The sequence below is a fragment of the Bacillus sp. FSL W8-0116 genome, assembly GCF_038003825.1.
Lineage (GTDB): Bacteria > Bacillota > Bacilli > Bacillales > DSM-4216 > Bacillus_O > Bacillus_O smithii.
The window spans coordinates 2,699,494-2,720,900 of the sequence record NZ_JBBOPY010000001.1; the positions used below are offsets into that span (position 1 = coordinate 2,699,494).

A 21,407-nucleotide genomic window follows, 5' to 3' on the forward strand; every position below is an offset into this window, starting at 1 on the left:
TAGTGATGAGTGAAAAGAAAACGATCCGCTTAATTGTAACTCGTCAAGACAATCCGGACTCAGCCCCTTATGAAGAAGAGTTTGAAATCCCTTACCGTCCCAATTTGAATGTAATTTCCTGCTTGATGGAAATTCGCCGCAATCCGGTCAATGCTAAAGGGGAAAAAACAACTCCGGTTGCTTGGGATATGAACTGTCTGGAAGAAGTATGCGGAGCTTGTTCGATGGTGATCAATGGAAAACCGCGTCAAGCATGTGCTGCTTTGATCGACAAATTGGAACAACCCGTTCGTCTTGCGCCGATGAAAACATTTCCGGTTATTCGCGATTTGCAAATCGATCGCAGCCGTATGTTTGATTCGTTGAAAAAAGTAAAAGCGTGGATTCCGATTGATGGAACTTGGGATCTAGGACCTGGTCCGCGGATGCCGGAGAAAAAACGTCAATGGGCTTATGAACTATCCAAATGTATGACTTGCGGTGTATGCTTGGAGGCGTGCCCAAATGTAAACAGCCATTCAAACTTTATGGGACCTGCCCCGCTATCTCAAGTGCGGTTATTCAACGCGCATCCAACAGGTGCTATGCACAAAGACGAACGTCTTGATGCTATCATGGGGGATGGCGGTCTTGCAAACTGCGGAAATGCGCAAAACTGTGTACAAGCATGCCCGAAAGGCATCCCGCTTACAACTTCCATTGCGGCGCTAAATAGAGAAACGACCATCCATTCCTTTAAAAAATTCTTCGGAAGCGATTATATGGTGTAATATCCTTCCAAAAGCCTTCAACCAAGTGTTGGAGGCTTTTTTTACAGACCTAAAGTCCAGAATAGATCATATTGCCTTAATGAGCGACAGTTAGTCAGATTCATATGTGAATTTTATATGGTGAGATGAGAATGCCCTTTTCTTTTGATGATGAGAATTTTTCGGAAAGGATTTTATACCATATTTAATCACTTGAGCTAAACAATGCCTTACATGGAATCCACATTTTAGAAGTGAATCACAAAAACGCAGTATGAGCATATAAGAATACAATGAAAGAAAAATGGTCAGGTGGGGGATTATATTATTTTTGTCGGACAGTGATCGATCATGCTGTTCTTAAAAAGAACGATGATGAAAGACTGAAGCGAATGTCTTAGGAGAAGAAACTATTTTTCGCCTATTTCGCAACCCTTGCCTTTGTGAAGTCACTGATATGTTGGATTTTTCATATGATATCATGACGACGCTAGACCCATCCCTTTTGTTTTAAAGCTGGCGAAGGCAAGGAGGGTAATTATAGTTGAAGGATCGCGAATTTTCACATAAACCATTGCTGACCAAAAGAGAAAAAGAAGTTTTCGAGCTATTGGTTCAAGATAAAACAACAAAAGAAATCGCCAAAGAACTATTCATCAGCGAGAAAACTGTCCGGAACCATATTTCGAATGCCATGCAAAAATTAGGTGTCAAAGGTCGTTCTCAAGCAGTAGTCGAACTCCTACGTATGGGTGAATTAAAACTATAGCGGCGACCGGCGTGTCAATGGGCATGCCGGTTGTCTGTCTGTCCATACTTGAATACGTTAACGTACGACTATAGGTGATTTTTCGGATCATTAACAGATATGTTGATCATTGTGATTTCATCTATCTGTTTGATCTCAACGATTTTAACACTGTACAACCAACGATTATTGGATGCGCAGTTTTTGAAGCTGTTTTATTCAATAAGTTTTTGAGTTTACCATGGATGAATGATTTCAAACAAGGCCAAATATTAGCAAATACCTTTTTATGAATCTTGGATCTTTATTAGACATCAATGCTTTAATCCAAGCACCAAAGGACTTGCAGCTGCTTTTCGTTGATAAGGATAATATAAATGAACCTTTTATCAACATTTGTTAGAAAGATGTTGAGAGCCGGTGAACAGAATGGAGCATTCAAGTAAATCAGTTCTTTCAGATGCTGTAGCCTTTTAGAATTCATTTGCCGTGCATCTGATGGCAGCTGTTTTTTCGAAGAGGAACAATGGACTGGCCTATGTGGAATTTTTTAACACTTCCAGTCCTATCTTTTTGTTTAGGTGTGCATTTTTTTGAAGGAAAAGCCCATCTTACAACGGAGGAATGGTTGGAAAAAGGATAGAGCGAAGGGGACAACTGAAGGAGAAATTTGTGACGTAGATCGGAAAACACATGTTCAAATCACGTTTTCAATCGATCTGTGGCTTGAGATGGTGGATGGCAAAATTGTAAGCGGCTATCAGTCTAACCATTCAGCTCGATTTGTTTAAAAAGAATATATAGTCTCCTAAATAGAATGAAGAGATTGCTTCGAAAGGGTGAAATTTCTTTTTGGGGCAATCTCTTGTTTTTGCGCAGTTGCTTTTATAATTTCAATAAGATTTGGCTATGTTTTACAATCCCCGATATTGTGATGAATGGAAACAAATTAGTAAAAGCAGAAATAACAGGATCGTCTTTGGTATTCAGAAAACTTCAATTTGATCTGTGTTTTATCGGATTAAAACGTAAAATGTTAATTCATTTTTAGTCAAAAGCTTTTTCGTAAACAAGAGAAAAATTACGAGAAATATCATAAGAAATCGAAATCATTATATTCCTATAGAAAGTGAAAATGGGTATTTATAACTCTTATGAAAGAAACTCCTGCAAAGTAAGGCTTTTTGGTTAAATTTGAGACCTGTTGTTCATTTAAATAACCAATTTTCAACAAAATACACAAATATTTAACAATTTTTTAACAGTATTTTTTTTCCATTTTCCTGGCCAAAAAAGTAATAAAAGCATAGGTAATTAGATAGAAATTTTATCCATTCTCCATCTTTTAAGAAGCATTCAAAATATATAAACTATTTGACCTAATGTAGATTGGAAAAATTTAGAGGTTGATTTTTGTGCGATTCAGCAATCATTGATGGATGGCCATGAAACGAGAATCCCTCCGGGTACATACCTCATAAATAGGCCGATTGAACAAGAGAATATGCGCCTGATTGGTGAGGGAAGAGGCAAATCTAAATTGGTTCAAACGGACACCACTCAGCCTGTGCTCATCACAGGTGGCGTTCCATACATATCTGATTTATACATCGGTCATTCTTCCCTTCCTTCTTCTAAAGAGAAAGTTCCCAATGGCACCGGAATCTACTTAAAAACTGGATTACGAGACGGAGCGGTTCTGGAACGATTGTATATTGAAAGCAATACTAGCGGCATCTATCTTCGTGAAAACAGCAAAGTTCATCTCTATTCTTCCTCTATTCGTGATATCCGTATTACTCGTTTTCGTCACTCCGCCATGTATTTGGCAAGCAGGGGAAATACAGGAAATGTCATATCGAATATATATGCGGTGAATTGGAATGACTACAACAAAAAAACAAAACTGCAAGCGAAATACGGTATGGTACTAAAAGGATTTGATGATGGGATTATTATGCAGTTGAATATCGAACATGGTTTATACGGCAAGGGGATCATTCTAAGCGGAAGCAACATCGATCTCGACAGCATTCACTTTGAAGGATACGAACCGAGTGAAAACTATGGTTCTTTTTTCTATATAGACGGAGATTCGAAAACCACTATCCGAAACACATCTCTTGTCTACAGCCGATTCGATGAAAAGAAAGCGCCGAATTACTCCATTCTTTCCGTGGGAAATAACGCCAACATCGTCATGGACGGTTTTCGTGAAAGAAAAAATAACGTTATCGGATCCCCGCGTTTACGAAAATTTTACGGAACCTCTACAATCGAAAACAAAGCGAGTATCAAAGCGGATAATTTTTATATGGAAGACAGGCTGTTTCGATCGGATGATTACTTTCCCATCCATCCTGTGATCCCGATCGTCAGGCAGTACAATAATGAACGATATTTTTGGATGGAAGGAGACACAAGGCATTTTGTGAAATCATCCATGCCTCAAAGCGGCACCTATCAAAAAGGAGATATTGTTCATAACGCAGATGCCGCTAAACAACTAGCTAAAGGCAAACCATTTGTCGAAGAATGGATTCGTCTAACAAACGGAAACCACCATATATTAGGAAAAGACTGGATGGAAGTCAAAAAACAAGTAAAATAGCCTTTCTTTTTTCTCTTTCTACAAGATAAAAGCCGGTACCCCACAAGGAATAAATCTTAGTGGGATGCCGGCTTTTTTTATTTAAAGTAGTTTAGAATAAATATGCATGTGATAATCAGTTTGTCTGTTGGAATACCAATTACTTTTATATGAAAGCGACTATTCAACCATGTGATTACAAATTTTTCCAATTTAATAAAAATGAATCTTGATTTCTTACGTTTGTGTTGGTATACTCAAGTTACTACCTTGTTTTGCAAGTCAGTATCTTTTTTTGGCTGAGTAACTTGTTTAACAAGATACCGTGTTTGATCATGGTTTTGATCTTCCTAAGTTTTGGCAAGATAGAGGAATGTGTGGTGAATGATCTTTGTCATTAAAAAGTCAATTGCTGAAAGGAGTTTTAGAAGGATGTATTTTGGCGGTGATTGCCCGTGAAGAAATTTATGGGTATGAATTAAGCATGAAGCTGGTCGAGTATGGATTGACGTTTGTGAGTGAAGGAAGCATTTATCCGGTGCTTCTGCGCATGCAAAAAGAGAATCTTATTTCTGGAACTCTGAAAGATTCTCCGAACGGTCCAAAACGAAAATATTACCGGTTGACCGATTCAGGGCGACAACAGTTGGAAGAATTTAAAGAAAATTGGATGGACCTGAAGGTTGCGGTCGATCATATTTTGAATCAAAGGAGTGAGAACCATGACAGCAGAAGAGATGATCCAAGTAAATAATGAACGACGGAAGCAGTTGAACGAGGAAAACAGGAAGTATTATGAAAACATGCTTGTTTATTTGCGGCTCAGTTCCATTCCGGAAAAAAAGACGGAGGAACTGCTGCTGGAAATGCTGGACCATTTGCTGATCGCCCAAGAAGAAGGGCGGTCGGCGGAAGACGTATTTGGCAAAAATCCGGAATCCTATTGCAAAGAAGTCGTGCAAACAATGGGCAAACAATCGTATTTCAAGTTCAGTCGTTTTGCCTTCATCTTTGGGATCGGCTTGTATATTGTTTTTTTCATAGACGGCATTTCCCGATTGATCATTTATCCTTTGTTAAACCAATTTACCGATCTGCCTCCGGTAAAAGGGTTTTCTGTTGATTATTTCTTTACACCTATTTTTATGTGTCTTGTCATCGACATTATTTTATTGTTTCTGAGGGAATCCACGTTTAAGAAATTTAGCGTCCGCGTATTATTAGGATATGTTTTTCCTATTACGATCGCCTATTTTTTACCGCTCGTCATCTATTTTTTCTTAAAAGATATTCTGCCTGTCATTCCAATACCTGCATGGGCTAGTTTGCTGATCGGCCTTTTGCTTTGGATGATCCATAAAGTTGTGTTTAAGCATGTGGATATATTTTGACAGCTGTTTTTCTAATAAGCAAAAAGGTCATGTAAAGACGCTTTTAATCGAGTAGGAGGGGGTGATTAACCATAGCCATCAAGTTAAGAATTTGATCTTTTTTCAGCGCCAAAAACATGGTATCCTTTCTAACGAAAATCATCGTTGGAAAGGATTATTTTTTGATGGCAAAAAAGATGAAGGCATGGATAAAAACGATTCGTCAACTCTTCTCCTATGAAGAACTGACTCGTCTGGCACGGAAAGTCGGATTCATTCAGCGGCAGCGTTCATTAACAGCGGAAGCCTTTCTGACGCTATGTGCTTGGGGAGACGGATCGCTCGCCTGTCAGTCGCTTCAGCGGTTGTGTGCCGATTTGGCGCTCTGGCATGATTGCTCTCTCTCGAATGAAGGACTGAATCAGCGGTTTACGCCTCGTGCCGTGGCGTTTTTAAAAGAGGTCTTTTTTACTCTCCTGATGCATCAACGTCCGGCACTCTCTTCCATCACCGAAACGTATCGCGCTTGTTTCACCCGTCTGCGGATCTTAGACTCTACCAGTTTTTTACTTCCGACCGACTATGGTGAGGACTATCAAGGTTCGGTTTCATCTGGCGCCAAAATCCAATTTGAGTATGAGCTGTTATCGGGAACCTGTCTTCAGCTGTGCGTCCAACAGGCCAATGATTCCGATGCCCGTTTTGCTTATCATACCCAGCACACGATTTTACCGAATGACCTTTGCATTCGGGATCTGGGGTTTTTTTCACTCGCCACGCTGGCGGAGATTGATGCTCGAGGTGCTTATTATATTACCCGGTTGCGTTCCGATATCAAAGTCTATATCAAGCAGGACGGGGAGTGGCACGAATGGGATTGGGAATCGATAGGAAATCGATTGGGCGAGGGGGAAGCCGTGGAAGTGGAACACGTGTATATCGGACACCAACGCCTGTATGTTCCGCGTCTGATTTTTCGCCGTCTCACGGCGGAAGAATGGGAAAAACGGCTGGCGTACGTGCGGAAAAAGGAAAAAAAGAAAGGGAAGGCGCTGTCACGCCAAACCCTTGAACAAAAGAAATATCACATCTTACTGACCAATTTACCACAAGAATCGTTTGATGCGCAACAAGTTTATGAGCTGTATTCGCTGCGCTGGCAAGTGGAGCTGTTATTTAAGGGCTGGAAATCCTTATTTGATCTTGACCGTGTCAAAAAGATGAAGAAGGAACGATTCGAATGCCACTTATATGGGACATTGATTGCCATTTTAGTCACGCAGACTCTTCTGTTCCAAGCCCGAAGGTATTGGCATCAACGGGAGGGAATCGAGATCAGTGAATGGAAAGCGCTTAATATCCTCCAATCGTATTGGCATCGGTTTCTTTTGCATCCCCAAGCGATGGAAACCGCCCTTCCATCTCTCCTGTCTCTGTTAAGGAAACACGCGAGGAAAGACCGAAGGAAAGGAGAGGAAACGGTATCGGATCTTTTAAAGAAATTGGGGATATGGTAGTGTGGGTCATGGATATAAATGCCAAATAACCCTCTTCTTGAGGGTTATTTGGCATGCCCAGCATTTGGTTTTCTCTTCATCCTTTGATTGATTTTTCGAACATGCGTATCATCCTAAAAAATTTTATACCGCTAACTTGACGGGTATGGGGTGATTAACCCCCGTCCTCTCACACCACCGTACGTACGGTTCCGTATACGGCGGTTCAATCAAGATAAATGACGCAAGAATTCATAACGTTTCTGTAGACTTTTAAGCCCTTGGTTACTCCAATAGGAGTTTCCAAGGGTTCTGTGTAATATGGGACTTTTTGAGATTCGCCAATAACCTTTGCGACTGTTCCCCCATTCATAAGCTTTCCATTCAGGAACTCCTAGTTTTATGAGGTTGCGTATCCTGGTCTTTGAGGTCTTCCAGTTTTTCCATAAACACATCCGGAGTCTTCGTCGAATCCAGCCATCCAAATCTTCAAAGATACTCTTTGTGTCTGCTAATGCAAAATATCCATACCATCCAAGTAGATATTGGTTAAGTTTCTTAATCCAATATTCCATTGGGTATGGTATTTTTCTTGACGTGATTTCTCGCACCTTTTTCTTCATTCGTTTTAGACTTTGCTTGGCAATCCGAACTTTTGGCTCTTTTGAAGGTGTAAAACTAAATCCTAGAAACTTTCGTTTCCATGGTCGGTCAACCGCAGATTTCTTCTCGTTGACTTTTAGACGAAGTTTTCCCTCAATAAATCGTTTGACACTAGCCATGGTTCTTTCACCAGCCCGTTTTGACTTCACGTAAATATTACAGTCATCGGCATAACGAACAAATTTATGCCCTCTTTTCTCTAATTCTTTGTCTAGTTCATCTAGTACAATATTCGAAAGTAAAGGGCTTAGGGGGCCACCTTGCGGCGTCCCTTCTTCTGTCCTAGATACCACACCATTAATCATGACACCAGCTTGTAGATATTTGCGGATTAGCTTCAATAGTGGCTTTTCTTTAATAGTCTTGGCTAATGTACTCATCAGCCTGTCATGATTCACTCGATCGAAGAACTTTTCTAAATCCATGTCTACTACCCATCTATAACCATCTCTGATATAGCCTTTTGCTTTCCTAACTGCGTCATGAGCACTTCGATTTGAACGAAACCCATAACTATGTTCGGAGAACATAGGGTCATATATCCTCGATAATACTTGGGCCATTGCTTGTTGAATCAAACGGTCTGTTACGGTTGGAATACCTAGTAACCGAACACCGCCATCAGGTTTCGGGATTTCGACTCTTCGAACAGGCATTGGTTCATAGGTACCCTTGAGAATTGCTTCTTTAATGGATATCCAGTTTTCGACTATGTGCTGACGTAGGTTTTGTACGGGCATCATATCTACTCCATGGCTACCTTTGTTCTTTTCTACTCTTTGTAAAGCTAAAAGCATATTCTCCCGTGACAGGATTTGATTCAAAAGCATTGTTATTCTTCCTTCCGTGAATAGCTTATCTTCTTATGCCAGTGGTCACTCCACCCTCCAAGAGGTCCCCCACGGGATTCACCGTTTCCTTCCTCAAGTGAGGTACTACGTTTTCTGTGTTCAACATGACACACTGAATGCAAAGGGCTATTCTCTCTTAATTGTTCAGTCCTTCCGAATTGTTCTAGACCAATTCGTACTATGACCTCTGCTGACTTCTGATGGCTCAGCTACTTATCACTAAGTAGGTTATGAAGGCTACTTCACGTATCCATCAGACCTCCCCGGGTAAGAGTGTAATCTTTCCTTCCATCCATCTGCTTCATTTACTCTGTATCACCTTCGGCAGAAAGGGCTTTGTTTTGTTGTGCAAACTCACCCAGTGATACCTAGCCTCCTATGAAGTTCGTGTTCCTCAGATCGGAAGTTTGCCGCCCGCTTCCTTCAGATTCCGCGTCACCACGGACACCCTTGCGTTAAGCTAACTGCTACTTCTGCCTTCGCAGCTCGGGACTTTCACCCTATAGATTACACCCATGCCGGGCGCACACAAAAGGAAGTCCCTCGACGATTGAGAAACGGATGAGTGATTAAAAAAGGAAGAAAGTTGTACACATCTGAAAGAAACCGGGATGGCTTTTAACCATAAGAGTGAGTTTCTTGTCTGTTGTTTTTTGAAAAATAAGGATATTCCCGCATTGTTCCGTGAAAAAATAGGCGGATCTTCACTCTTGAAAAACAAAGTAAAAAACGAGAAAATGTTTGATAGACTGCTGAAGCTTCTTTTCTCATAGAGTTCGTTAAGAAATGAATAAACTAGGAAACTTTTAGAGCGAAAAGAATGTCGGTTTAGGAATGAAAATTTTCATATATACATAAAGAAATAGAACAAAGAGGCATTCTCAATGGCTCATGGAGATAAAGGATATAGTCTTTGAGTTTTGAAGCATTTCTTTTCAGAAATTGAAAAAACGAACGAAACGTTTGTAAAACGGCGCTGCCAATTTGCCAATAAGAAAATATTGCGGAAGATCCGTTCGTGCCGTTTAAGGGAGAAAAAATGAAAAAAGTGTTTCAGCAGCAATGGTTTTTATCGCATATTTAGAGAGTGATCATCTAAAACGGATGACATGATCAGAAAGATGCAACCAGAAAATACAAAAGAATGAGGCGAGATACGTTGATAAACAGGCCAATAGGTGTAATAGATTCCGGAGTTGGGGGTCTTACAGTTGCTATTGAGATCATGAGGCAGCTCCCTCATGAAACGATATATTATATTGGTGACACAGCCAGATGTCCTTATGGGCCTAGACCCGTGGAAGAGGTCAAACAATTTACTTGGGAAATGACCCGCTATTTGCTTCGTTATGATATCAAGATGCTCGTGATCGCTTGCAATACAGCAACGGCTGCTGTTCTCGACGAGATTAGAGAAGCACTCGACATTCCGGTTATTGGAGTCATTCATCCCGGAGCGAGAGCGGCTATTAAAATGTCAAAACATTTTCGTATTGGGGTTCTAGGTACGCTCGGCACTATTAAAAGCCGTGCGTATGAAAAAGCTCTTCATTCTATCAATAAAAATGTAAAGATCTTTCCGCTTGCATGTCCTAAGTTTGTTCCTTTGGTAGAAAGCGGGGAATATCATAGTGCCATGGCCAAAAAAATTGTAGCGGAAACATTGCTGCCGCTCAAAGATAAACAATTGGATACGTTGATATTAGGCTGCACTCATTATCCGCTTCTTGAACCCATTATTTCGTCATTCATGGGCGAAAATGTTGCGGTGATTAGTTCAGGAGAAGAAACAGCAAGAGAAGTGAGCGCCATATTGCATTATAAAGAACTTTTAAACATGGAGAAATCTTGTCTCCCTAATCGATTCTTTACAACCGGATCTAAAGAGCTGTTTTATAAGATCGCTTCCGATTGGCTCCAAGATCCAACGATAGATGTTTCTACGATTCGTTTAGATGAAAATGAACTCGTTTTTTAAACTGCGGCGAATTTCTTTTGGAAAACGGTCTAATTTTCCTCACCAGCTCGTATACATGTAGTACAAACTGTGTGAGGAGGTTTCATGATGGTCAAAAAGAAAACTCTCGTCGCGGCGGCTGTCATTTTATCGTCTATTTATTTGACAGGATGCGGATTGCTCGGCAGCAATGAAAAGAAAGAGAACATTGATCCACCGCAAAAAGTAACTTATTTAAAAGAGGACGGGTCCTTAAAAGAATTGCAACATCAATCTGCTCAGGACATGAAAAAAGAAGACGTAATGATGACAGATTTGTATCTGATAGATAAAAACGGTTATGTAGTATCGCAGACGCTGCCGCTTCCCAAAACGCAAAGCATCGCCAAAGAAGCGCTTGAATATCTAGTAGACGACGGGCCGGTGTCAAATATGCTTCCGAACGGGTTCAGAGCGGTGCTGCCGGCCGGCACGGAAGTACGAAGCGTTCAAATTAAAGATGGAAAGGCCATCGCGGACTTTTCTCCTGAATTTAAAGAGTACAAAGCGGAAGACGAAAAGAAAATTTTACAGGCTATTACTTGGACGTTGACGCAGTTTGACGCGGTGAAAAAAGTCGAACTGAGAGTGGACGGCCAGCCATTAAAAGAAATGCCAGTGGATGGGACAGCGATTGATCCCAATGGATTATCCAGAAACATCGGAATTAATTGGGATGTTGAAAACGTGATCGACATCACGAATACAAGACCGATCACCGTTTATTATTTAGCTCAAGACGGAGAGAATTATTATTACGTCCCCGTCACAAAAAGAGTGAGCAACAATAATAAAGATAATGTTACGGCGGTCGTCAATGAGCTCATCAAAGGACCAAGCCCTTCGTCTGAACTGGTAAGCGAATTTATGCCGGATGTGAAACTGATTAGTGCTCCGGTGGTAAAGGATGGAAAAGTCACATTAAATTTTAATAAATCGATTTTAGGTAGTTTCGAGGAAAAAATGATCTCCAAAAATACGTTAAATCCTCTTGTGCTTTCTTTGACAGAACAGAAAGGGATTAAAAGTGTAACCGTTGAAGTGGATGGCAAGACAAACTTAGTAGACGACAAAGGAAAACCCATCAGCGAAACCGTTTCAAGGCCCGAGCATGTCAACACCGGTAGTTTCTAAAAAAATTTTTTTGGTATATTATATAATAGATCAAAACAGAGGTTGGCAAATGCCACCTCATTTTTATTGGACATATCGAAAAAGCGAAGCGACTGAAGAGTCAATAAAAAATCGTTCTCACGGTAATGGTGGAAGTTTCGGCCTTGCGGGGATTTTGCCGTGGGACAGGAGCTGCAGCTTAAAAGGAGGATCTATGGTGCGAGTAGATGGAAGACAAAAAAATGAATTAAGAGCGGTTAAGATCGATACGGATTTTTTAAAACATCCGGAAGGCTCCGTGCTTATCACCGTTGGAGATACACGGGTTATTTGCACCGCTAGTATCGAAGACCGTGTTCCCCCTTTTATGAGAGGGTCCGGTAAAGGATGGATTACAGCGGAATATTCCATGCTGCCACGGGCAACTGAGCAAAGAAATATAAGAGAATCTTCCAAGGGAAAAGTATCAGGAAGAACAATGGAAATTCAACGATTAATTGGGAGAGCTCTTCGGGCGGTTGTCGATTTGGAATCCATTGGCGAAAGAACGGTATGGATCGATTGCGATGTCATACAAGCAGATGGCGGAACACGCACCGCTTCGATTACCGGCGCCTTTGTAGCGATGGCAATGGCGTTGCATCAATTATCTATTCAAAAAGAAATGTCGACTTTTCCGGTAACCAATTTTCTGGCTGCTACTAGCGTAGGCATTTTACATGGAGAGGGAGCAGTATTAGATTTAAATTATAAAGAAGATAGTGAAGCAATGGTGGATATGAATGTGGTCATGACTGGATCCGGAGATTTTGTAGAAATTCAAGGAACAGGAGAAGAGTCCACATTTTCCCATTCGCAGCTTCAAGAATTATTGTCATTGGCAGAAAAAGGGTTGCAAGAATTGATCGACATTCAAAAGCAAGCGCTAAGCGAAATAGCAGTGAAGATAGAAAGAAATATGTCAAAAGGTGGAGAAGCAAATCGATGATGCGAGAAGTTGTGATCGCCACGAAAAATAAGGGGAAAGCACTTGAATTTGAGCAAATGTTTCAACCGTTTCAGATTCAGGTAAAAACGCTTCTTGATCTTCCTGAATTCCCGGAAATCGAGGAAACGGGTGCGACATTTGAAGAAAATGCGATCATCAAAGCGGAATCGGTCATGAAAGAGACAAAAGCCATGGTTATGGCAGATGATTCAGGTTTGGTGATTGACGCGTTAAACGGCCGGCCGGGCGTGTATTCGGCCAGATACGCAGGTCCTGAAAAAGATGATGAAGCCAATATACAAAAGGTGTTAAGGGAATTGGAAGGAGTTCCTCTTTCGAAACGGACAGCTCGTTTTTATTGTGCTCTGGCTCTTGCAATTCCGGGACGAGAAACCATAACAGTGAACGGGACATGTGAAGGATTCATCACCTTTGAGAAAAAAGGGGCAAATGGGTTCGGATATGACCCTATTTTCTTTGTCCAAGGTTATGAGCGTACGATGGCGGAATTGCTTCCAAATGAAAAAAACAAAATCAGCCACCGCGCTAAAGCGTTGGCAAAAATGAGAACGATATTGGAACAATTGGAAAGGGAAAGAGTACTATGAAGCTTCTAGTTGTAAGTGACAGTCATGGGGACACGGAAATTTTAAAAGATTTAAAAGCACGCTACGAGCAAGAGATGGATGCCATGTTTCATTGTGGTGATTCTGAACTTCCGGCAGACAGTGAAGTAATGAAAGGCTATATTGTGGTTAGAGGAAATTGCGATATGGATGATCGCTATCCTTATGATATCGTGGAAGAGATAAAGGGTAAGAGAATATTTATGACACATGGACATCGCTACGATGTCAAAGCGTCTTTCTCGAAACTGAAACAGAAAGCAAAAGCAAACAAAGCTGATTTTGTGTTTTTCGGTCATTCTCATCAAGCGGTAGCGGAAAAAATAGGCGAAACGTTGTTTTTGAATCCGGGGAGCATTCTCTTGCCGCGAGGTAGAAAAGAAAGAACCTATGCAATCGTGGAATTGGATGGAGACGATTCGGTTGTTTATTTTTATAACGAACAACATCAGCTGTTAACGGATTGACAAGCTGCATTTAATACATAGAGAAGAACAAACGGGCAATGGTTTTGCCTTTTGTTCTTCTTTATCTGAAAAAATAATCGAATGTTCTTTTTCAACTTTTTTCAACTTTTTATAAAAACGGGGAAAAATTTTTTCGGTTTGTACAAAAAAATGATTGACATTTATTTTGGATGTTAATATAATTAAAAATGTCCTTGATGAAATTGAAAAAATGTCCCAGTAGCTCAGCTGGATAGAGCAGCGGCCTTCTAAGCCGTCGGTCGGGAGTTCGAATCTCTCCTGGGACGCTAACATTGTATAAACGCAGTATTGACGCGGTATTGTGGCGTTTACATAAGCGTTAAAATAACGCTAAATGCTGCCGAGACGATGAACGTCTTGCCTAGTGAACGTTGGACGATATGTAACGTATCGTTCGACGGTAGCCGTTAAAGGAGGCTACACACAATGGCAAGGCGTTTTTTGTATGCCGGGAAAACAGCGGATAATAAAGAAGCGACCAAAATAAAAGGAAACAAAGATTTAACTTCGGCTGGAGTGTTTGAATGATTGATTAGAGCAAAATCGGAAGTGAAGTGATGCGGCATGATTACAAAATTTGATAAAATGCCACCAAGATAAAAAGAAGCCCGGAAACAAGAGATAGTATTTACCTAATAGTTTGGAGATCGTTCCCTTTCCGATTTTATTACCAAGCCAAATCGTGATAATTCCCCATATGGTGATGCTGATTACTGTGGGCCAGATAAATAAATGATTGGAAATGGCCGCCCCGAAACCAGTGATAATATTTGAAAAGGAAAGAGTGAATCCGAGAAAGATGCCTTGACGGATTCCAAGATTTTGAATCTTTATATGTTGTTTTTTACCGAAAATCAATTGATGACCGTATTCACTATAAACAATAAATAGACCAATGCTGCATAAGACACTGAATGAAACCCACGCAGCCTCCTCCGAAGAAATATATCTAGAAATAAATGATCCTAAATATACACCAACTAATGCAGTGACAAATCCAATCAAATTGACAATGAAGTTAATCCAAAAAGGAAATCGAATTTTTTTTAGACCATACGCTATTCCTACAGTCGTGTTATCCAAATTAGAACTGATTCCAATGAGATTGATAATTATAAAAAGTGTGAACCAATCCAAATTATGATCCCTCTCTTTTCGAAATGTCATATCTCCGTAAGTATAGGCATATGAACACATATCGTTTTAAAGGCTAGTCTTATCCTATGATGAAAAGATGAAATGATATAGGACAAACATAGAGGGTCATTAATGTCATAGGTAAAATTAGACTTTTGATTGGCGTTGGACAAACACTGTTGACTTCACGCCATTTTTCGTTTTGATAAAATATTATGAATTTATATAAAATCATATCCGAAAGAAAAGTGCAGCTGGCAGGCATTAAGAAAAACAAGGTCGGGCACATTCAAAGTAAAATCATATCGGCATGAACAACGCGAAAGAAAGTGGCCGATTCACAAGGAAAGTATGATAAATATGAGAGCGAGATGCTGGATGGATGATCATGGAAGTCATTAAGTTTTTGTTGATAAAGTCAGCTTTAGTCGAATGTGCTGGGGAAAACTTGCCATAGTGATCTTGAAAACGATTTCTTTTGTTTTTTCTGCGTTTCCGTGCTAAACTTATGGCAACTCCATTTGAAAAAGGCGGTTCATATAAGAATGGGCAGAAGAAAGAAAAATCTCCAAAGATTTGATAATGTTGTTGTATTGCCTGGTACACGGGAAAGATTGGTTGAAAAGGGAATCCAAGCTTTGCAGGAAAAAAATTATGAAGAAGCTTCTGATTTTCTTATAAAGGCTTTGCATTTTTCTGAGGATCCCGGTGACGATGAGATTCAAATGGCCTTGTTGCTTGCCTTTTATGAATGTGGTCAATATGATGAGGCGAAAGAATTGTGCGAAGAAATGCTTCAATTGGGAAACGGCGATTATTACGATGTAATGGATTTATACATATCAATTCTCTTTCAAATGAAGGAATATCAGCGAGCTTACATTACGCTATCTGCTCTCTGTGAGGAAAACCAAATTCCTTCCGATAAAAAAGATCATTTTGAGAAACTTCTGCAAATAAGCCGGAAAATGGCTTCTACGTCAGAGGAAAACGACTATCAGTCTGATTCTGACCGTGCACCTAAATTGTTTTACGAAGATGAATCAATTGAGCAGCAAACGTTAAAAGCGGCGGAACTAGTTCAACGAAATATTGCTCCGTATCTAGACGAGTTGATTGATATCATCGGTGATGCACATTCCCATCCATTTTTGAAAACTCTTCTCCTCAATATAATGAGGGAGAAGGGAGTGGATAAAGAAATTTCCGTTCGAAAGCTTCATTTTTCAAAAAGATTGATTCCAAATCAGTTGGAAGAAGTTTTTCAAATGTCCTATTACAAACAAGTTTTAGCCAAATTAGGGGAAGCCGTTTCTCAATCTAATCCCGTATTGTTTTCCCAATTAACAGAATTGGTGAATCGCCACTTTTTTCTTCTTTATCCATTCGAACCTGAGTGCAGCGTGGACACTTGGGCTGCCTGTACGCTCCAATTGGCCTGTGAATATTACGGGGAAGCGGAAGAAGCTGAAATTTTGTGTCCGCAGCTCTTCTCTCATGACGATGCTGGTCGAGAAAAATGCATGGCTTATTTGAAAGAGTTAGATGAATTTTCTGCTCCCGTCTCTTAGCTTTTTATTGAAAGACTTAGTTCGTATGTTATAATGTAATGGTTATAATATGTACTTTTCTGCTTGGCTTTCTTTTTGTACACTAAAAGTACGAAATTGATAAATGATTCATTTTTCAACTATCAACTTATAGATTTGTTGTGGAGGGAATTGTATGTCAGTGAAATGGGAAAAACTAGAAGGAAACCAAGGTGTCCTTACTGTAACGGTGGATGCCGACAAAGTGAATGAGGGATTGGACTATGCTTTCAAAAAAGTCGTCAAAACGATTAATGTCCCTGGTTTCCGCAAAGGAAAAATACCGCGTCCTCTGTTTGAAAAACGATTCGGAGTAGAATCGCTTTACCAAGACGCGCTCGATTATATCTTGCCGGAAGCTTATGCAAAAGCGGTGGAAGAATCCGGAATTGAACCAGTTGATCGTCCGGAAATCGACATCGAACAACTGGAAAAAGGAAAAGAGTTAATTTTTAAAGCAACTGTTACAGTTAAACCGGAAGTAAAACTCGGCGAGTATAAAAACTTAGAAGTGGAAAAAGTAGATACAGAAGTAACAGATGAAGATGTTGAAAATGAATTAAAAGCATTGCAAGAACGCTATGCTGAACTTGTTGTAAAAGAAGACGGCAAAGCAGAAGAAGGAGATACGGTTGTTATTGATTTCGAAGGGTTTGTTGACGGCGAGCCGTTTGAAGGCGGTAAAGCGGAAAATTATTCGCTTGAACTAGGTTCCGGCTCTTTCATTCCTGGCTTTGAAGATCAATTAATCGGAACGAAAGCAGGGGATGAAAAAGATGTGGAAGTCACATTCCCTGAAGAATACCATGCTGAAGAGCTTGCTGGAAAACCTGCCGTGTTTAAAGTGAAAGTTCATGAAGTAAAAGCGAAAGTATTACCTGAGCTTGATGATGAATTTGCAAAAGATGTGGATGAAGAAGTAGAAACGTTGGAAGATTTGAAAGCAAAAATAAAAGATCGTTTGAAACATCAAAAAGAACATGAAGCGGAACATGCATTGCAAGATGCAGTGGTTGAAAAAGCAACAGCCAATGCAGAAATCGATATTCCTGAAGTCATGATCGAAAATGAAATTGACCGGATGATGCAAGAGTTTTCTCAAAAACTTTCCGCTCAAGGAATGAACCTTGAATTGTATTATCAATTCTCCGGTCAAACGGAAGAAGATCTTCGCAATCAAATGAAAGAAAATGCTGAAACTCGTGTTCGGACAAGCTTGACGCTTGAAGCCATTGCGAAAGCAGAAAATATCGAAGCCAGCGAAGAAGATGTAGAAAAAGAATTGCAAAGAATGGCTGATCAATTTAACCTATCAGTAGAAGACATTAAGAAAGCACTCGGCGATCTGGAAAATTTAAAAGCAGATTTAAGAATCAATAAAGCAGTTGAATTTCTTGTAGAAAATGCAAAAGTTGTTGCATAATAGTAGTAAAACGGTATAAAAACAAGGCGCGGGTTATACGTGCCTTGTTTTATACACCAATACATAAAATATTTTTAAAATATTTTGGTAATGAGCTCGGCATATTGCACATTATATATAACACTAAGCTTTTTATTTCGTGTCTTGTGTAAAATGTGTTAAAATGCTGTACATAACTCTTTGAGGGCTTTGAAACAACGGAACGTGGCAAAGCGAAGACTCGGCAATAATTGGTTTAAGAAGAATTGAGGGGTGAAGTAAATTGTTTAAATTCAGTGATGAGAAAGGACAATTGAAATGTTCTTTCTGTGGCAAAACACAAGACCAGGTCCGTAAGCTGGTCGCCGGACCGGGTGTTTATATATGTGATGAATGCATCGAATTGTGTACGGAAATTGTGGAAGAAGAATTGGGAACCGAGGAAGAAGTAGAGTTTAAGGATGTGCCGAAGCCGCGTGAAATCCGTGAAATTCTCGATGAATACGTCATTGGGCAAGACCAAGCGAAGAAATCTTTGGCTGTTGCTGTCTATAACCACTATAAGCGGATCAACTCCAACAGTAAAGTCGACGATGTAGAACTGGCAAAGAGTAATATTTGTTTAATCGGTCCTACTGGGAGCGGCAAGACTTTGTTAGCGCAAACATTAGCGCGCATCTTAAATGTTCCTTTTGCGATTGCCGATGCGACTTCTCTTACGGAAGCAGGGTATGTCGGAGAAGATGTAGAAAATATTCTTTTGAAACTGATTCAAGCCGCCGACTATGATGTAGAAAAAGCGGAAAAAGGAATTATTTATATTGATGAGATCGATAAAGTCGCCAGAAAATCGGAAAATCCGTCCATCACCAGGGATGTTTCCGGTGAAGGAGTTCAACAGGCTTTATTAAAGATTTTGGAAGGAACAGTGGCAAGTGTTCCGCCTCAAGGAGGAAGAAAACATCCTCATCAAGAATTTATCCAAATTGATACGACCAATATTTTGTTTATTTGCGGCGGGGCCTTTGACGGCATTGAACAAATTATCAAACGCCGTCTCGGTCAAAAAGTGATCGGTTTCGGATCGGATCCGACGAAAGGAGAAATCGAAGAAAAAGATCTGCTTTCCAAAGTGGTTCCGGAAGATTTGCTGAAGTTCGGATTAATTCCTGAATTCATCGGCCGTTTACCGGTTATCGCAAGTCTGGAACCTCTTGACGAAGAAGCGTTAATTCAAATTTTGACGAAGCCGAAAAATGCGCTCGTCAAACAATATCAAAAAATGATGGAACTTGATCATGTTGAATTAGAATTTGAACAAGAAGCACTTGTTGAAATCGCAAAAAAAGCAATCGAAAGAAAAACGGGTGCACGTGGATTGCGTTCCATCATCGAAAGCATTATGCTGGATGTAATGTTCGATTTGCCTTCAAGAGAAGATATTTCAAAGTGTATCATAACAAAAGATACCGTTTTAAATAACAGCATGCCAAAGTTAATCGGGACGGACGGAAGAATTATTCAAGAAACAGAAGAACGAAAAACGTCTGCATGACGAAGGAGCCGATATGTTCGGCTCCTTTTTCCTCTATTTATGAGAAAAAGATAAGCTTCCCCGCTTCACTTGATCAAACCTGTTATCTGTTCGACGATTGAACCGTGAAAACGGTGAAAATGGTCGGCGCCAGGCGCTTTTGATTTATGTTTATTCCCCTCGTGTCCAGGAGATACTAGCCGTATATCGATGGTTAATCAGGAGGGGGATATAGTATGAATTGGACAGGTATTGCATTAATGATTCAAATGTTTTTTGGTGTCGTCATAGGGCTGTATTTTTGGAATTTGTTGAAAAATCAACGCACCCAAAAAATATCCATTGACCGTGAATCAAGAAAGGAAATGGAACAGCTTCGGAAAATGCGGTCGATTTCCTTAACGGAGCCTTTGTCGGAAAGAGTCAGGCCTACTTCTTTTTCTGATATCATCGGACAAGAAGATGGTATAAAAGCTTTAAAGGCAGCGATATGCGGTCCCAATCCTCAACATGTCATTATTTATGGTCCTCCCGGGGTCGGAAAAACAGCGGCGGCCCGTTTGGTGTTGGAAGAAGCGAAAAAAAATCCGAAAACGCCATTTTCTCCAACGGCCGTATTTGTGGAGATGGATGCGACTACTGCCCGGTTTGATGAACGGGGAATAGCTGATCCGCTTATAGGGTCTGTGCATGATCCCATTTATCAAGGAGCCGGAGCCATGGGACAAGCAGGCATTCCCCAACCGAAACAAGGAGCTGTAACCAACGCTCACGGCGGCGTCCTTTTTATAGATGAAATCGGTGAGTTGCATCCTATTCAAATGAATAAATTGTTAAAAGTGTTGGAGGACAGGAAAGTTTTTTTGGAAAGCGCCTATTATAATGAAGAGAATACACAAATTCCTGCCCATATCCATGATATTTTTAAAAATGGCTTGCCTGCGGACTTTCGATTAATCGGAGCGACAACCAGAACGCCTGAGGAAATACCGCCGGCGATTCGTTCTCGCTGTATGGAAGTGTTTTTTCGAGGATTAGAACAAGATGAGATCATCCAAGTAGCCAAAAAAGCTGCAGAAAAGGTCAAAATGAGCATGAGCGACAGTGGATTGAAAATTTTGAGCTCTTATGCACGAAACGGCCGTGAAGCCGTTAACATTGTTCAAATTGCAGCCGGCTTGGCGATAACGGAAGGCAGGAGAGCCATTAAGGATAAGGATATCCAATGGATCGTGCAGTCTAGCCAAATGACGCCCCGTTATGAACAGAAAATTAAAGATCATTCTGCAGTCGGCATTGTGAATGGTTTGGCTGTAATGGGATCGAACAGCGGAGCTTTGTTGGAAATTGAAGTGGCTGTCATCCCGGCAGACAAAAAAGGGACGCTGACGATTACTGGCATTGTCGAAGAAGAAAGTATAGGCGGCCAAGGAAAATCCATACGGCGAAAAAGCATGGCAAGAGGCTCGATTGAAACTGTACTCACGGTTTTACGATCAATGGGTGTGCCTTGCCATCAATATGACATTCATGTGAATTTTCCAGGCGGAATTCCGGTGGATGGACCGTCCGCAGGAATTGCCATAGCCACCGGTGTTTATTCCGCTATTTACAAGATGCCCGTTTCTCATAAGATTGCTATGACTGGAGAGATCAGCGTCCACGGGACAGTAAAGCCAATTGGAGGCGTTATGCCGAAAATAAGGGCTGCCAAACTGGCGGGTGTCGAGAAAGTGCTTATTCCGAAAGCGAACATGCAGGAAATCATCAAAGAATTCGATGGTATTACGATTATTCCTGTGGAACATATTCGCGAAGTCATTGAACAGGCGATTGAAAAGAAAGCAGATGCAGAAGGAACGATTACGCATTGGCATAATAACCAGGAAATGCTCTGAATTTGTTAGGTCGTTCGTATGGCCTTCTGAAAACGGCTTAGCTTTTGGAATACAATCGAATATCCGTACTATGTGATGATGTAATGGCAGGATCTGTGTTCTTTTTGTTTGAATTTCTATAAATGGAGCGGGGAAGTCTGCTTGCATGAAGAAAGAAACATCCGTTTTC

17 protein-coding genes and 1 tRNA gene are annotated in these 21,407 nt (G+C 40.5%); 16 read left to right on the forward strand and 2 right to left on the reverse strand.

The genetic code is table 11. The annotated features are described in order from the left end of the window. Nucleotides 1-5: 5 nt before the first annotated feature. The 6 genes from sdhB to N1I86_RS12875 all read left to right on the forward strand — a co-directional run bounded on the left by sdhB (nucleotide 6) and on the right by N1I86_RS12875 (nucleotide 6,974). Nucleotides 6-770 (forward strand): succinate dehydrogenase iron-sulfur subunit, encoded by a 765-nt coding sequence (gene sdhB / locus N1I86_RS12850; protein ID WP_003355568.1) that lies wholly within the window; start codon nucleotides 6-8, stop codon nucleotides 768-770. A gap of 523 nt (nucleotides 771-1,293) precedes the next feature. Then, nucleotides 1,294-1,518 (forward strand): helix-turn-helix domain-containing protein, encoded by a 225-nt coding sequence (locus tag N1I86_RS12855; protein ID WP_003355567.1) that lies wholly within the window; start codon nucleotides 1,294-1,296, stop codon nucleotides 1,516-1,518. Between the two features lie 1,519 nt (nucleotides 1,519-3,037). After that, nucleotides 3,038-4,108, forward strand: coding sequence for a hypothetical protein (locus N1I86_RS12860; RefSeq protein WP_341096619.1), 1,071 nt, complete (start codon nucleotides 3,038-3,040; stop codon nucleotides 4,106-4,108). Between the two features lie 370 nt (nucleotides 4,109-4,478). After that, on the forward strand, nucleotides 4,479-4,841 hold the full coding sequence (locus N1I86_RS12865; RefSeq protein ID WP_341096620.1) for a PadR family transcriptional regulator: 363 nt from the start codon (nucleotides 4,479-4,481) through the stop codon (nucleotides 4,839-4,841). Next, nucleotides 4,810-5,478 (forward strand): hypothetical protein, encoded by a 669-nt coding sequence (locus N1I86_RS12870; protein WP_341096622.1) that lies wholly within the window; start codon nucleotides 4,810-4,812, stop codon nucleotides 5,476-5,478. The genes N1I86_RS12865 and N1I86_RS12870 overlap by 32 nt, the downstream gene beginning before the upstream one ends. 164 nt (nucleotides 5,479-5,642) lie before the next feature. Then, entirely contained in the window at nucleotides 5,643-6,974 is a 1,332-nt protein-coding gene (locus N1I86_RS12875; protein ID WP_003354357.1) for an IS4 family transposase, read from the forward strand. 209 nt (nucleotides 6,975-7,183) lie between these two features. Here the strand turns inward: N1I86_RS12875 and ltrA are convergent, their stop codons facing one another. Then, on the reverse strand, nucleotides 7,184-8,446 hold the full coding sequence (gene ltrA / locus N1I86_RS12880; RefSeq protein ID WP_341095173.1) for a group II intron reverse transcriptase/maturase: 1,263 nt from the start codon (nucleotides 8,444-8,446) through the stop codon (nucleotides 7,184-7,186). 1,183 nt (nucleotides 8,447-9,629) lie between these two features. Here ltrA and racE point away from each other — a divergent pair. The 6 genes from racE to N1I86_RS12910 all read left to right on the forward strand — a co-directional run bounded on the left by racE (nucleotide 9,630) and on the right by N1I86_RS12910 (nucleotide 13,944). Further along, entirely contained in the window at nucleotides 9,630-10,445 is an 816-nt protein-coding gene (racE, locus tag N1I86_RS12885; protein ID WP_040341997.1) for a glutamate racemase, read from the forward strand. Nucleotides 10,446-10,529: 84 nt separating this feature from the next. Further along, nucleotides 10,530-11,597: a GerMN domain-containing protein gene (locus tag N1I86_RS12890; protein WP_341096626.1), complete on the forward strand. Its 1,068-nt coding sequence runs from the start codon at nucleotides 10,530-10,532 to the stop codon at nucleotides 11,595-11,597. Nucleotides 11,598-11,793: 196 nt separating this feature from the next. Continuing rightward, complete coding sequence (gene rph / locus N1I86_RS12895; protein ID WP_040341994.1) at nucleotides 11,794-12,564, forward strand: ribonuclease PH; 771 nt, start codon at nucleotides 11,794-11,796, stop codon at nucleotides 12,562-12,564. After that, nucleotides 12,564-13,172 carry an XTP/dITP diphosphatase gene (locus tag N1I86_RS12900; RefSeq protein WP_341097353.1) on the forward strand — a complete coding sequence of 203 codons (609 nt, stop codon included), beginning with the start codon at nucleotides 12,564-12,566 and terminating at the stop codon, nucleotides 13,170-13,172. Before rph ends, N1I86_RS12900 begins: the two co-directional genes overlap by 1 nt. Next, the gene (locus tag N1I86_RS12905) at nucleotides 13,169-13,657 is read left to right on the forward strand and encodes a metallophosphoesterase (protein ID WP_048623786.1); all 489 of its coding nucleotides are present in this window, start codon (nucleotides 13,169-13,171) and stop codon (nucleotides 13,655-13,657) included. The genes N1I86_RS12900 and N1I86_RS12905 overlap by 4 nt, the downstream gene beginning before the upstream one ends. A gap of 213 nt (nucleotides 13,658-13,870) precedes the next feature. Continuing rightward, nucleotides 13,871-13,944: transfer RNA gene (locus tag N1I86_RS12910), tRNA-Arg, on the forward strand. 235 nt (nucleotides 13,945-14,179) lie between these two features. Here N1I86_RS12910 and N1I86_RS12915 read toward each other — a convergent pair. Continuing rightward, a complete protein-coding gene (locus N1I86_RS12915; RefSeq protein ID WP_341096629.1) occupies nucleotides 14,180-14,815 on the reverse strand; it encodes a manganese efflux pump MntP in 636 nt (211 codons plus the stop codon). Between the two features lie 545 nt (nucleotides 14,816-15,360). On the opposite strand from N1I86_RS12915, the gene N1I86_RS12920 reads away from it, so the two are divergent. From N1I86_RS12920 to lonB, 4 genes are all read left to right on the forward strand, one after another. Further along, nucleotides 15,361-16,386, forward strand: coding sequence for a tetratricopeptide repeat protein (locus tag N1I86_RS12920; protein WP_003355553.1), 1,026 nt, complete (start codon nucleotides 15,361-15,363; stop codon nucleotides 16,384-16,386). 154 nt (nucleotides 16,387-16,540) lie between these two features. Beyond that, entirely contained in the window at nucleotides 16,541-17,827 is a 1,287-nt protein-coding gene (tig, locus tag N1I86_RS12925; RefSeq protein WP_341096631.1) for a trigger factor, read from the forward strand. A gap of 262 nt (nucleotides 17,828-18,089) precedes the next feature. Continuing rightward, the gene (clpX, locus tag N1I86_RS12930; RefSeq protein WP_003355551.1) at nucleotides 18,090-19,361 is read left to right on the forward strand and encodes an ATP-dependent protease ATP-binding subunit ClpX; all 1,272 of its coding nucleotides are present in this window, start codon (nucleotides 18,090-18,092) and stop codon (nucleotides 19,359-19,361) included. A gap of 215 nt (nucleotides 19,362-19,576) precedes the next feature. After that, nucleotides 19,577-21,238, forward strand: a complete 1,662-nt coding sequence (lonB, locus tag N1I86_RS12935) for an ATP-dependent protease LonB (protein WP_003355550.1) — start codon at nucleotides 19,577-19,579, stop codon at nucleotides 21,236-21,238. Nucleotides 21,239-21,407: the final 169 nt, after the last annotated feature.